Source organism: Pseudoxanthomonas sp. JBR18, assembly GCF_028198165.1.
GTDB lineage: Bacteria > Pseudomonadota > Gammaproteobacteria > Xanthomonadales > Xanthomonadaceae > Pseudoxanthomonas_A.
This window is the reverse complement of sequence record NZ_CP116339.1, coordinates 3,578,450-3,591,015: the sequence shown is the minus strand read 5'-3', so window position 1 is coordinate 3,591,015 and position 12,566 is coordinate 3,578,450. Positions and strand designations below refer to the sequence as shown.

Below are 12,566 nucleotides of genomic sequence, written 5' to 3'. Positions count from 1 at the left end.
TACGACCCAGCGATCCAAATACGAGGTATTGCGATGGACTTGAATCTTTCCGGCAAGCACGCCCTGGTGTGCGGCGCCTCCGATGGCATCGGCAAGGCTGCCGCGATCGAACTGGCGCTGCTGGGCTGCAGCGTCACCGTGCTCGCTCGACGCGAAGCCGCTCTGCAGCAGGTCGTGGCCGAACTGCCGGTCCAGGCTGAAGGACAGGTCCACGGCTATCTGGTCGGCGACGATGGCAAGACCGAGGCGCTGTCGGCCGACATTGCCGCCCTGGCCGCCCGCCAGCCGGTGCACATCCTGGTCAACAACGGCGGCGGCCCGCCGGGCGGCAAGGCCATCGACGCCGACCTGGATGCCTACCTCACCGCCTTCCGCCACCACACCCTGGCCAATCACGCCCGCGTGCAGGCCGTGCTGCCGGGCATGCGCGCGGCCGGCTGGGGCCGCGTGGTCAACGTGGTGTCCACCTCGGTCTACGAGCCCATTCCCAACCTGGGCGTGTCCAACACCGTTCGCGCCTCGGTGGCCGGCTGGGCCAAGACCCTTTCGCGTGAACTTGGCCCCGACGGCATCACCGTCAACAACGTGTTGCCCGGTTTCACCCGCACCGCGCGCATGGACCACATCGTGTCCGACCGCGTGGCCGCCAGCGGCCAGAGCGCCGAACAGGTGATCGAGGGCATCGCCGCCAGCGTGCCGGTGCGCCGCATCGGCGAGGCGGCCGACATTGCCGCGGCCATCGCCTTCCTCGCCAGCCCGGCGGCGGGCTACATCACCGGCGTCAGCCTGGCGGTCGACGGCGGGCGCTTGCAGTCGATCTGATGTCTTCCTGAAGGCGGATCGTCATCCGCCACGGACGCGGCCCGTGCTGCAATCGCGCCCATGCCTGAAGGTCCCGAAATCCGACGCGCCGCCGATCGCCTGTTCAAGGCCGTCGGCGGCCAGCCGCTGGAAAGTGCTTGGTTCCATGCGCCTTCGCTCAAGCCGCGCCAGCGCGAGTTGGTCGGCGCGCGCATCACCGCCATCGACACCCATGGCAAGGCCATGCTCACCCGCTTCGACAACGGGCTGACGCTCTACAGCCACAACCAGCTCTACGGGGTGTGGATGATCGCGCAGGCCGGCGAGCGGCCCGAGACCAACCGCAGCCTGCGCGTGGCGCTGGAGACCGAGAAGACCGCGATCCTGCTGTATTCGGCCTCGGACGTGGCCCTGTGGCAGGACGCGGAACTGGCATCCCACCCGTTTCTGTCCAAGCTGGGGCCGGACGTGCTGGACAAGCGCCTGACCGCCGCGCAGGTCGCCCGGCGCCTGCATGAGTCCCGGTTCGCGCGCATGTCGCTGGCCGCATTGCTGCTGGACCAGGCGTTCCTGGCCGGGATGGGCAACTACCTGCGCTCGGAAGTGTTGTTCGAAGCCGGCATCGCCCCAACCCGCGATGCGGCCAGCCTGAGCCAGGACGAGCGCAAACTGCTGGCAAGCGCGCTGCTGGAGGTCCCCCGCCGCAGCTACCGGAGCCGCGGCATCCGCAAGACGGCGGGCATGCGTGCCGAATACATCACCGATACGCCCGATGGCTTTGCCTTCAAGGTGTTCGACCGCGCCGGCGAGCCGTGCCCGGAGTGCGGCAGGCGCATCCGCCGCCGCGAACTGGCCGGCCGGCGGCTATACGACTGCGCGCATTGCCAGCACTAGCGTGTATGTGCGGGGCGCTGCCTGGAAGCTTCATCACGGCCGCGGCGGTGCAGCGAAGCGCCCGATCCATCAAGCAGCACACCTCCACGCCGCCTGATCGAAAGCTTCTGCGATAATCCGTGCCATGAGCAACCTCAACGACCTGCTGCGCAACAACCTGGACTGGGCCGATAAGGTCCGCCAGGACGATCCGGGCTTCTTCGAACGCCTGTCCAAGCAACAATCGCCACGCTATCTGTGGATCGGCTGCTCCGACTCGCGCGTGCCGGCCAACCAGATCCTGGGATTGGATCCGGGCGAGGTGTTCGTGCACCGCAACGTCGCCAACGTGGTCGTGCACAGCGACCTCAACTGCCTGTCGGCGGTGCAGTTCTCGGTGGATGTCCTCAAGGTCGAGCACATCCTCATCGTCGGCCACTACGGCTGCGGCGGCGTGCATGCCAGCATGACCGGCATGCGCCTGGGGCTGGTGGACAACTGGCTGCGGCATGTGGGCGATGTGGCGGGCAAGCACGCCGCGCGGCTGGAACGGGTGGAAACCGAGGCCCTGCGCCATGCGCGCCTGTGCGAGCTCAACGTGATCGAACAGGTCGCCAACCTGTGCCACACCACGATCCTGCAGGACGCCTGGGCGCGCGGCCAGCAGGTGGCCGTGCACGGTTGGTGCTATGCCCTGTCCGATGGCCGCGTGCGCGAACTGGGCATGGATGTGGCCGGCCCCGAGGATCTCCGGCCCGCCTACGAGCGCGCCTTGGCGCAGATGCCGGTCACCGGCGAGCGCGACGCGTAGTCGCTGCCGTCGCACGTCGACTGGAGAGCCCCGCTATGCTGCCCGCCCCGCTCAACCTGCAGGCCTGGATCGAGGAACACCGCCACCTGCTCAAGCCGCCGGTGGGCAACAAGGTGATCTACGCCGGTGACTTCATCGTGATGGTGGTGGGCGGGCCCAACCGCCGCACCGATTACCACTACGACGAAGGGCCGGAGTGGTTCTACCAGCTCGAAGGGCAGATGGTCCTGCGGATCCAGGAGGACGGCGCCGCACGCGACATCCCGATCAACGCCGGCGAAATCTTCCTGCTGCCCCCGCGCGTGCCGCATTCGCCGCAGCGCATGGAAGGCTCGGTCGGGCTGGTGGTCGAACGTCGCCGCCTGCCGCACGAGCAGGACGGCCTGCTGTGGTTCTGCGAGCGCTGCAACCACAAGCTGTACGAGGAGTACTTCCCGCTGCGGAACATCGAGACCGACTTCCCGCCGGTGTTCGACCGCTTCTACGCCTCGCTGGCGCACCGGACCTGCCAGGCCTGCGGGCATCTCCATCCAGCCCCGGATCGCTACGTGATGCCCGACACCTGAGCATCGTCGTCCGTGCTGCGCACCCTGCTCCGCTTCAAGCCGCGTGACGTCCCGGTCCGGGTCGCACTGCGCAACTCCTTCGCGGTGTTCGCTCCGCTCGCCCTGGCCGTATGGCTGGGGCAGCCGGCCATCGGCCTGGGTGTGGCCATCGGCGCGCTGCAGACCATGTTCGCCGACCAGCCGGGTGCCTACCGATTGCGCATGCGGCGGATGCTGCTCAGCGCCGCGATCGCCGGGCTGGCGGCCGGCCTGGGCATCCTGATCGGCGGGCACACCGCGGTGCTGGTCCCGGCCGTGTTCGCATTTGGATTCGGGGGCGGACTGGTGGTCTCGCTGGGTCCGCTGGCCGCGCGCAACGGACTGGCCAGCATGATCCTGCTGATGATCTGCGCCAGCATGGGACTGGCGCCGGCACAGGCGCCGGGCGTGGCCATGCTGGTGTTCGCCGGCGGCCTGCTGCAGATGGTGATGGCGGTGGCCGCCTGGCCGCTGCAGCGCTACCGGCCCGAACGCTTTGCCGTGGCCACCATCCTCGAGCAGCTGGCGATCACCGCGCGCACCCGGCCCGATGCCAGCCAGCCCTCGCCGACCCTGCAGGCCGCGCAGGACACGCTGGTGCTGCTGCATGGACAGCACCACACCCGCGGCGTGGCCCTGCAGTCGTTCCGGATCATGGCCGAGATCTGCGAACGTGTCCGGGTGGACCTGCTGGCCCTGGCCGATGTGCATGCGCGCCTGGAGAGCGGCGCGGCCCGCGAGGCGATCGAAGGCCTGCTCAAGCAGGCCGCCCTGGTCCTGGATCACCTGTCCGCCGCCATGCGCGAGGCCGCGGCGCCGCTGCGGGCCGAAGCCGAGGTCGCCAAGTTGCAGGACTTCACCCCGCCGCTGGAGGCGGCGCGGCAGACCGCGCAGGGAACGCGGGACCCGCGCCTGCTGCGCCTGGCCGCCGGCCGTGTCGCGGGGCTGGCCGGCCAGTTGCGCGCCCTGGTGCGCAACAGCTACTGGGCCAGCAGTCAGGGCCAGATCAACGCCCAGCGGGCCGAGGCGCGCCTGCCACCGGCCCTGCGCCCCAATTCGCCGTGGATCACGCTGCGCGCCAACCTCACCCTGTCATCGGTGGCCTTCCGCCACGCCCTGCGCTGTGGCACCAGCCTGGTCGTGGCGCTGCTGCTGGAACGCACCCTGCAGCTGCCGCACGGGGTGTGGATTCCCATGACCACCGCCATCGTGCTCAAGCCGGACTTCGGCGGCACGCTGAGCTTCGGCGCGGCGCGCGTGACCGGTACCTTGGCCGGACTGCTGATCGGCACCGCGCTGATCCATTTCGCGATGGACGGCACCCTCGTGCGGCTGCTGCTGTTGTGGGCGCTGTGCTTTGGCTTCCGGCTGACCGCGCAGGTCAACTATGGACTGGGCGTGGCATTGCTGACCGGCATGGTCGTGATGTTGCTCTCCTTCGAAGGCTACGCGCCCGGCGATGCGCTCAGTGCACGCGTGGTCGCCACCCTGATCGGCAGCGCGCTGGCGATGATCAGCTATGCGCTGTGGCCAACCTGGGAGGGCCGCCGCGGCCGCGCCGCGCTCGCCACGTTGCTGGAGGCCGACCAGCGTCACCTGACCGCGCTGCTGGCCGGGCGCGTGGACGTCCTGGACGACACTCGCAGCGCCGCACGCGCGGCGCGCACCAACGTGCAGGCGTCCATCGACCGGCTCAAGGCCGAACCGCGCCGCGGCGGCAACCGCGACGAGGCCCAGCTGGCCGAGTCCCTCCTGGCCAATGCCACGCGCCTGATGCGCGCCCCGCTCACCCTCGAAGCCCAACTGCGCGAAGGCGTGCCGCTGCCGGCCCTGCCCGAGCTCCAGGCCTATGCCGACGCGGTCGACCAGGCGCTCGGCGCCCAGAGCCGCTACCTGCGCCTGACCGGGAAATTCTCGGAAATCCCCGCCCTGCGGCCGTTCGAGCGGCGCCTGGCCCATGCGCTGCCGCAAGACCACGACGCAACGCCGGCGCTGCTCGACGCCGCCGACCGCATCGCCGACAGCCTCGATACCCTGACCCACCTGCTCCGTCGCAGCGGTACGCACGTCCCAAACCGGATCACCGACACGGCCGCTAACGCGGGACCTGGCTAGACTTCCCGGCGCTTGAAGCATCCATGGCACGGTTCGTGCGTGATGCCTCACTCCGTCGCGCGCGACGATGTTCCAGTGACTTCGACCACTTCACCCATGACCGACACCCTGCACCGCACTCACGCCATCGCCTTGGACGCCGCCGATCCGCTCCGTGCGCTGCGTGCCGAATTCCTGCTGCCCCGGCACAAGAACGTCGAACAGGCGTATTTCTGCGGCAACTCACTGGGGCTGCAGCCGCGCGGCGCGCGCAAGGCGATCGAACAGGTGCTGGACAAGTGGGCGCACGAAGCGGTGGAAGGCCACTTCCGCGGCCAGGCGCAGTGGATGACCTATCACGAGCAGGTCCGCGACCCGCTGGCGCGCGTGGTCGGCGCGCTGCCCGGTGAAGTGGTCGCCATGAACACGCTCACCGCCAACCTGCACTTCATGATGGTCAGCTTCTACCGGCCCACGCGCGAGCGGCCGGCGATCCTGATCGAAGCCGGCGCGTTTCCCTCCGACCGCCACGCGGTGGAGTCGCAGATCCGCTTCCATGGCTTCGATCCGACCACCGACCTGATCGAGCTGGAGCCGGATGAAGGGGAAGGCACTATTTCCATGGCCGCCATCGAACAGGCGATCGCCGAACACGGCCATCGCCTGGCGCTGGTGCTGTGGCCGGGCGTGCAGTACCGCACCGGCCAGGCCTTCGACCTGGGCCAGATCGCCCGCCTGGCGCACGCCGCTGGCGCGGTGGCCGGCTTCGATCTGGCCCATGCGGTCGGCAACCTGCCGCTGACCCTGCACGACGACGACGCGGATTTTGCGGTGTGGTGCCACTACAAGTACCTCAACGCCGGCCCCGGCGCGGTGGCCGGCGCCTTCGTGCACCAGCGCCACGCGCACACCGATCGGCCCCGCTTTGCCGGCTGGTGGGGGCACGAGAAGGAAACCCGCTTCCTGATGGCGCCCGAGTTCACCCCCACGCCCGGCGCCGAGGGCTGGCAGCTGAGCAATCCACCGGTGCTGGCGTTGGCTCCGCTGCTGGCCTCACTGGAACTGGTGGACAAGGCCGGCGGCATGCCGGCCCTGCGCGCCAAGTCGGAGAAGATGACCGGCTTTCTGGAGGAACTGATCGAGGCGCGCCTGCTGGACACGCTGGAGATCATCACCCCTGCCGAACCGGAGCGTCGCGGCTGTCAACTGTCGCTGCGCGTGGCCGGCGGGCGCGAGCGCGGCAGAGAGCTGTTCGACTACCTGGTGTCGGTCGGCGTACTGGGCGACTGGCGCGAACCGGACGTGATCCGCATTTCGCCGGTACCCTTGTACAACTCGTTCAAGGACGTCTACCGCTTCGTGGAAGAAGTGGAGAGCTGGGCGGGCTTCTGACCCCGCGCTCGACCACCGACCAGGCCTTGCCTTGAACCACCCAAAACGCTGCATCACCCTCATCGGCTCCGGCCTGGCCGGCAGTCTGTTGGCCATCCTGCTGTCGCGTCGCGGCTGGCAGGTCACCGTCTACGAACGTCGCGGCGATCCGCGCGTCAAGGGTTACGAATCCGGCCGTTCGATCAATCTGGCACTCGCCGAACGCGGGCGCCATGCCCTGCGCCAGGCCGGGGCCGAGGAGGCGGTGATGGCGCGCGCGGTGATGATGCGCGGGCGCATGGTGCACTTCGCGGACGGGGGCGAGCAGCTGCAGCGCTACGGGCGCGACGACAGCGAGGTGATCTGGTCGATCCACCGTGCCGACCTCAACATCGCCCTGCTGGACCTGGCCGAGGCCGCCGGGGCGCAGGTGCACTTCTATCGCCGGCTGCATACGGTCGACTTCCCGGCCGGGTATGCGCGCTTCATCGACGACCGCGACGATTCGCCGCACGACATCCGCTTCCAGACCCTGATCGGGGCCGATGGCGCCGGCTCGGCGCTGCGCGCGGCCATGGGCCGCGTCGCGCCGCTGGGTGAGCGCAGCGAATTCCTCGATCACTCCTACAAGGAACTGGAGATCCCGCCGGCCGCCGAGGGCGCCTTCCGCATCGAGCCCCATGCCCTGCACATCTGGCCGCGCGGCGACTACATGTGCATCGCGCTGCCCAATGACGAAGGCACCTTCACCGTCACCCTGTTCCTGCCCAACGAGGGTGCGACCAGTTTTGCGACCGTGCGTAGCGGCGCCGAGGCACGGGCGCTGTTCGCACGCGATTTCGCCGACGCGCTTCCGCTGATCCCCAACCTGGTCCGCGACTGGGAGCACCATCCGCCGGGCCTGCTGGGCACGCTCTACCTGGATCGCTGGCGCCTGGGCGAGCGCGCGGTGCTGCTGGGCGATGCCGCGCACGCGATGGTGCCCTTCCACGGACAGGGCATGAACTGCGCGTTCGAGGACTGCGTGGCGCTGGCCGACCAGCTCGACGCGCACGAGGACCTGGCCCGCGCCTTCGCCGCGTTCGAAGCCGAGCGCAGGCCCAACGCCGAGGCGATCCAGGCCATGGCGCTGGAGAACTACGTCGAGATGCGCGACCGCGTGGACGACGCGGACTTTCTGCTGCAGCGCCAGCTCGAACAGGCGCTGCAGCAACGCCACCCGGGCCGCTTTGTGCCGCACTACACGATGGTCACCTTCATGCGCATTCCCTATGCGCTGGCGTTCTCGCGGACCCAGATCCAGCGCGCCCTGCTCATCGAGGCCACCGCGGGCAAGACCGAGCTGGCCCAGGTGAACTGGGACTGGCTGGACGCCCAGGTGCATGCGCGCCTGAGCGTGCTGACCGACATCGCCTGAACCGCCTGGCGCCGGCTCAGGCCGGTGCGCGGGTCGAGCCGCGCAGCACGCAGCGCGCGGTCATCACCAGCCGGCGCACCGGCATCTCCGGCGACTTCATCCGCTCCAGCAGCAGCGACATGGCCGCCCGGCCCATGTCTTCGACGGGTTGTTCGACCACGCTAATGCCAGGTTCGACCAGTTCGGTCCAGCGCTCGTTGTCGAAGCCGGCCAGGGCCAGCTGGCCGGGAATGGACAACTCCGCGGCGCGGGCGGCCTTCAGCGCGCCCATCAGCAGCAGGTTGTTGCTGGCCACCAGCGCCCGCGGCGGCTGGTCCTGCGCCAGCCACTGGCCGACCGTGGCGATCGCCGCCTCGGCAGTGGGCTCGATCTCCCGGTAGTCCGGCGCCAGGCCGTGCGCCTGCATGGCGGCCAGATAGCCGTCGCGGCGTTCGGTCGCGGTGGTGCTGGTGCTGCCGAACAGGCCGCCGATGCGGCGATAGCCCTGCGCCAGCAGGTGCGCGACCAGCTCGGTCATGGCCGCGACGTTGTCGATCACCACGCTGTCGTGCCGTCCGCCGGCCGGCGCGCGATCGACCAGGACGGTGGGATAGTCCCACTGCATGCGATCGAGCCGGCCGACGGTGGTGCGGGTGGGCGCGAAGATCAGACCACTGATGCGCTCCTCCTGCATCATCTGCAGGTACAGCGCCTCGCGCGAGGGGTCCTCGTCGGTGTTGCACAGCATGACCCGCAGGCCCTGCTGATAGGCCACCGCTTCCACCGCGCGGATCAGGGCGGTGAAGAAGGGATTGCGGATATCCGCCACGATCACCCCGACGATGCCGCTGTGGCGCGAGCGCAGGCGCCGGGCCTGCAGGTTGAGCCGGTAGCCGGTCTGGGCGATGGCCGCCTCCACCCGTGCGCGGACCTCGGCACTGACGGCGCCACCGCCGATCACGCGCGACACCGTGGACTTGGAGACGCCCGCCACCCGGGCCACGTCGTTGATGCTGATGCTCACTGGGATCGTTTCCCTGGTTAAGTTGCCAATATCGGCCATCTTGGCCTCAGCAAAAGCTTATCGCGCCTCGCTCCCAGGGCTTTTGTGCACTGCACATTGAAATTTTGATTGGGAACGTTCCCAATTGCATCCCAGCGATCTGTTCGGAGTTCCTCGTGCCGCCACAATCCTCCCCTGCTCCGGTCGCGCTGGAGCTCATCCGCCTGGATGCCCGCGCGCGGGACAAGGCCGACGCCATCGCCCAGGTGGCCCAACTGCTCACCGCCGGCGGCTGCGTGGCCGACGGCTACCAGGCCAGCATGTCCCGCCGCGAAGAACTGGCCAACACCTTCCTGGGGCATGGCGTGGCCATCCCGCACGGCCTGGGCGAGGACCGTCATCTGGTGCGTCGCGACGGCATCGCCGTGCTGCAGCTGCCGCAGGGCGTGGAATGGAATCCGGGCCAGGTCACCCACCTGGTGGTCGGCATCGCCGCCCAGTCCGACACCCACATCACCTTGCTGCGCCGGCTCACGCGCCTGATCCAGGACGAGGCGACGCTGCAGCGCCTGTTCACCACCGCCGAGGCGGAGCAGATCGTCGCCGCGCTCTCCGGCGACACCGCCAGCCAGCCCGCCGCGCCAGTCGCCGACCTGGAACACCGCTTCGACTGGACCATTGCCTATCCCAACGGGTTGCATGCACGCCCCGCCACGCGCTGGGCCGAGGCCGCGCGCCGCTTCGTGGCCCGCCTGCAGGTGCGCGCCGGCGATCAGGCGGCCGATGCCAAGAGCCTGGTGGCGCTGCTGCAGCTGGGCCTGCACCAGGGCGATGAGATCGTGGTCTCGGCCGAGGGCCAGGACGCGCAGGCCGCCCTGGCCGCGCTGCGCAAGGCGATGGACGGGCTGATCCTGCAGGAAAAGGCCGATGCCGAACGCGCCGCCCAGCGCCGTGCCGCGCCGGTCAACGGCTGGACGCCGCCCGAGGCGCAGGCGGCGGTGGTCGGCATCGGCGCCAGCCCGGGCCTGGCGATCGCGCCGGTGCATGTGCTGGCCAGCGCACAGACCGGGGTGGCCGACCGGCCCACGCCGCTGGGCGAAGGCGGTGCCCAGCTGCATGAGGCCCTCAGCCGCACCCGCCAGCAGCTGCGGGCGCTGGAGGACGACACCCAGCGTCGCCTCGGCGCGGCGGACGCGGCGATCTTCAAGGCGCAGGGCGCGCTGCTGGACGACACTGACCTGATCACCCGCGCCTGCCAGTTGATGGTCGAAGGCCATGGCGTGGCCTGGTCCTGGCACCAGGCGATCGAACAGACCGCCTCGGGCCTGGCGGCGCTGGGCAACCCCGTGCTGGCCGGACGCGCCGCGGACCTGCGCGATGTTGGCCGGCGCGTGCTGGCCCAGCTCGATCCCAGCGCCGCCGGTGGCGGGCTGGCCGAGCTGCCCGAGCATCCCTGCATCCTGCTGGCCGCCGACCTGTCGCCCTCGGACACGGCCAACCTGGATCCGCAGCGTGTGCTCGGCCTGGCCACGGCACAGGGCGGCCCCACCTCGCACACCGCCATCCTCTCGCGCACGCTCGGCGTGCCGGCGCTGGTGGCCGGCGGCGCCGACCTGCTGGCCGTGGCATCGGGCACCGAGGCTATCCTCGACGGCAACAGCGGGCGCCTGTATCTGTCGCCTTCGGCCAACGACCTGGCCGCCGCGCGCGCCTGGATCGACGAACAACAGCAGGTGCGCACACGCGAAGCCCAGCAGCGGGCGCAGCCGGCGCAGACCACCGACGGCCATCGCATCGACATCGGCGCCAACGTCAACCTGCCCGACCAGGTGCCGCTGGCGCTGGAACAGGGCGCCGAGGGCGTGGGCCTGATGCGCACCGAGTTCCTGTTCCTGGAGCGCAGCAGTACGCCTGACGAGGAGGAACAGTTGCAGACCTACCTGGCGATGGCGGCCGCGCTGGACGGACGCCCGCTGATCGTGCGCGCGCTGGACATCGGCGGCGACAAGCAGGTGGCGCACCTGGAGCTGCCGCACGAGGAAAACCCGTTCCTGGGCGTGCGCGGCGCGCGCCTGCTGCTGCGCCGCCCGGACCTGCTCGAACCGCAGCTGCGCGCGCTGTATCGCGCCGCGAGCCAAGGCGCGCGCCTGTCGATCATGTTCCCGATGATCACCTCGGTGCCCGAACTGGTCGCCCTGCGCGAGATCTGCGAGCGGCTGCGCGGCGAGCTGGACGCCCCGCCGGTGCCGATCGGCATCATGATCGAGGTGCCCGCCGCCGCCGCCCGGGCCGACATGCTGGCCCAGCACGCCGACTTCTTCTCCATCGGCACTAACGACCTAACCCAGTACGTGCTGGCGATCGACCGCCAGAATCCGGAACTGGCCGCCGAGGCCGACAGCCTGCATCCGGCCGTGCTGCGCGCCATTCACAGCACGGTCCAAGGCGCCCGCGCGCACGGGCGCTGGGTCGGCGTGTGTGGCGGCCTGGCGGGCGATCCGTTCGGCGCCTGCCTGCTGGCCGGCCTGGGCGTGGACGAACTGTCGATGACGCCCAACGACATCCCCGCGGTCAAGGCACGCCTGCGCGCCGCGGCGCGGGCCGACCTGACGGCGCTGGCACAGCAGGCCCTGGCCTGCGCCGACGCCACCCAGGTGCGCGCCCTCGACGGAGCCGGCGCATGAGCGCGCGCGTGCTGACCGTCACCCTGAATCCGGCGATCGACCAGACCGTGCGTCTGACCACGCTGGAACCCGGCCATGTACACCGCGCCGGACGCAGCCGCGAAGACGCCGGCGGCAAGGGCATCAACGTGGCCGCCTGCCTGGCCGACTGGGGTGTCCCGACAACGGCGCTCGGCGTGATCGGGGTGGACAACGAGGCCGTGTTCCGCGGTCTGTTCGAGCTGCGCGGAATCGCCGATGCCTGCCTGCGCGTGCCGGGGCAGACCCGCACCAACGTCAAACTGGTCGAACGCGACGGCCGCACCACCGACATCAACCTGCCCGGCCTGTGCCTGGATGAAGGCGTGCTCGACGCGGTCGCCCAGCGTCTGGCGACGCTGTTACGGCCGCAGATGCCGGTGGTCCTGTCCGGCAGCCTGCCCGCCGGCCTGCCGCCCACCGCCTGGGCGCTGCTGCTGGCCCAGGTCCAGGCCGCCGGTGCACGCGTGCTGCTGGACAGCAGCGGGCCCGCCCTGGTGGCCGCGCTGGAAGGCGACACGGTGCCGTTCGCGGTCAAACCCAACCGCCACGAACTGGAAGCCTGGACCGGCCGGACCTTGGCCGACCGCGACGCAGTGCTGGACGCCGGCCGCGCCCTGCTGGCGCGCGGCGTGTCGCTGGTCGCCGTCTCGATGGGCAGCGACGGCGCGCTGTTCCTCGACCGCAGCGGTGCCCTGCTCGCCCGGCCGCCGCGCCTGGCCGACGGCAGCACCGTCGGCGCGGGCGATGCGATGGTGGCCGGCATCGCCGCCGCGCTGCTGGAGCCGTCCTTCGACCTGGCCGGCTGCGCGCGGCTGGCCACGGCCTTTTCCATGAGCCGCCTGCACAGCGGCGATGCCCGCCGGCTCGACCCGGCCCAGGTCCGTGCCTGGGCCGGCGAGGTCCAGATCGAACGCGTCGCCTGACATCG

At 70.4% G+C, this 12,566-nt stretch carries 10 protein-coding genes; 9 read left to right on the top strand and 1 reads right to left on the bottom strand.

Annotated elements, in window-relative coordinates:
- Positions 1–33 precede the first annotated feature (33 nt).
- The 7 genes from PJ250_RS16315 to PJ250_RS16285 all read left to right on the top strand — a co-directional run bounded on the left by PJ250_RS16315 (position 34) and on the right by PJ250_RS16285 (position 7,951).
- Positions 34–822 (top strand): SDR family oxidoreductase, encoded by a 789-nt coding sequence (locus PJ250_RS16315; protein WP_271645640.1) that lies wholly within the window; start codon positions 34–36, stop codon positions 820–822.
- A gap of 60 nt (positions 823–882) precedes the next feature.
- Positions 883–1,695 carry an endonuclease VIII gene (gene nei, locus PJ250_RS16310; protein ID WP_271645639.1) on the top strand — a complete coding sequence of 271 codons (813 nt, stop codon included), beginning with the start codon at positions 883–885 and terminating at the stop codon, positions 1,693–1,695.
- 124 nt (positions 1,696–1,819) lie between these two features.
- Positions 1,820–2,485: a carbonate dehydratase gene (gene can, locus PJ250_RS16305; protein WP_271645638.1), complete on the top strand. Its 666-nt coding sequence runs from the start codon at positions 1,820–1,822 to the stop codon at positions 2,483–2,485.
- Between the two features lie 35 nt (positions 2,486–2,520).
- A complete protein-coding gene (locus PJ250_RS16300) occupies positions 2,521–3,051 on the top strand; it encodes a 3-hydroxyanthranilate 3,4-dioxygenase (protein WP_271645637.1) in 531 nt (176 codons plus the stop codon).
- A gap of 12 nt (positions 3,052–3,063) precedes the next feature.
- Complete coding sequence (locus PJ250_RS16295; protein ID WP_271645635.1) at positions 3,064–5,184, top strand: FUSC family protein; 2,121 nt, start codon at positions 3,064–3,066, stop codon at positions 5,182–5,184.
- Positions 5,185–5,280: 96 nt separating this feature from the next.
- Positions 5,281–6,555: a kynureninase gene (gene kynU, locus PJ250_RS16290; protein ID WP_271645634.1), complete on the top strand. Its 1,275-nt coding sequence runs from the start codon at positions 5,281–5,283 to the stop codon at positions 6,553–6,555.
- A gap of 31 nt (positions 6,556–6,586) precedes the next feature.
- Positions 6,587–7,951 (top strand): FAD-dependent oxidoreductase, encoded by a 1,365-nt coding sequence (locus PJ250_RS16285; RefSeq protein WP_271645633.1) that lies wholly within the window; start codon positions 6,587–6,589, stop codon positions 7,949–7,951.
- A gap of 16 nt (positions 7,952–7,967) precedes the next feature.
- On the opposite strand, the gene PJ250_RS16280 is transcribed toward PJ250_RS16285, so the two are convergent.
- On the bottom strand, positions 7,968–8,954 hold the full coding sequence (locus PJ250_RS16280) for a LacI family DNA-binding transcriptional regulator (protein WP_271645631.1): 987 nt from the start codon (positions 8,952–8,954) through the stop codon (positions 7,968–7,970).
- A gap of 155 nt (positions 8,955–9,109) precedes the next feature.
- Here PJ250_RS16280 and ptsP point away from each other — a divergent pair, with 155 nt between their 5' ends.
- Together ptsP and pfkB are read left to right on the top strand one after the other, a co-directional pair.
- The gene (ptsP, locus tag PJ250_RS16275) at positions 9,110–11,617 is read left to right on the top strand and encodes a phosphoenolpyruvate--protein phosphotransferase (RefSeq protein WP_271645629.1); all 2,508 of its coding nucleotides are present in this window, start codon (positions 9,110–9,112) and stop codon (positions 11,615–11,617) included.
- Complete coding sequence (gene pfkB / locus PJ250_RS16270) at positions 11,614–12,561, top strand: 1-phosphofructokinase (protein ID WP_271645627.1); 948 nt, start codon at positions 11,614–11,616, stop codon at positions 12,559–12,561. The genes ptsP and pfkB overlap by 4 nt, the downstream gene beginning before the upstream one ends.
- Positions 12,562–12,566 lie beyond the last annotated feature (5 nt).

Coding starts and splice junctions, on each gene's coding strand:
- kynU (WP_271645634.1), top strand. CDS start 5,281: ATGACCGACACCCTGCACCGCACTCACGCCATCGCCTTGGACGCCGCC.
- can (WP_271645638.1), top strand. CDS start 1,820: ATGAGCAACCTCAACGACCTGCTGCGCAACAACCTGGACTGGGCCGAT.
- pfkB (WP_271645627.1), top strand. CDS start 11,614: ATGAGCGCGCGCGTGCTGACCGTCACCCTGAATCCGGCGATCGACCAG.
- nei (WP_271645639.1), top strand. CDS start 883: ATGCCTGAAGGTCCCGAAATCCGACGCGCCGCCGATCGCCTGTTCAAG.
- PJ250_RS16315 (WP_271645640.1), top strand. CDS start 34: ATGGACTTGAATCTTTCCGGCAAGCACGCCCTGGTGTGCGGCGCCTCC.
- PJ250_RS16300 (WP_271645637.1), top strand. CDS start 2,521: ATGCTGCCCGCCCCGCTCAACCTGCAGGCCTGGATCGAGGAACACCGC.